Source organism: Anaerotignum faecicola, assembly GCA_024460105.1.
Classification (GTDB): domain Bacteria; phylum Bacillota; class Clostridia; order Lachnospirales; family Anaerotignaceae; genus JANFXS01.
Window position 1 is genome coordinate 1 of record JANFXS010000653.1, and the last position, 379, is coordinate 379.

Consider the following 379-nt stretch of genomic DNA (forward strand, 5'->3'; position numbering starts at 1 on the left):
GGAAAACGTTATATATTTGATATAATAATACTATTTTACTTATTAATCAAGTGGAAATATACTGTAGGTAAGAGGAGGGAAGTACAATATGAAACGAGAAAAAGGAATTTTGTGGAAGCTGTTTCTTTCCATGATATCGCTTGGAACTTTTACCTTTGGGGGCGGCTACGTGATCGTGACTCTGATGAAAAAGAAATTTGCCGATGAATATCACTGGATCGATGAAACGGAAATGCTGGATCTGATTGCCATTGCCCAGTCCGCGCCGGGGGCAATCGCCGTCAACGGATCCATTGTAGTCGGCTATAAGCTGGCGGGGGTACCGGGCATGCTGGTATCCATACTGGGAACGATTCTTCCGCCGTTTGTGATTCTGTCG

1 protein-coding gene is annotated in these 379 nt (G+C 44.1%); it reads left to right on the forward strand.

The features are described 5' to 3' along the window. Window positions 1–88: 88 nt before the first annotated feature. Window positions 89–379, forward strand: a 291-nt coding sequence (locus NE664_15860; GenBank protein ID MCQ4728110.1) for a chromate transporter, incomplete at its 3' end; no start/stop codon positions are given.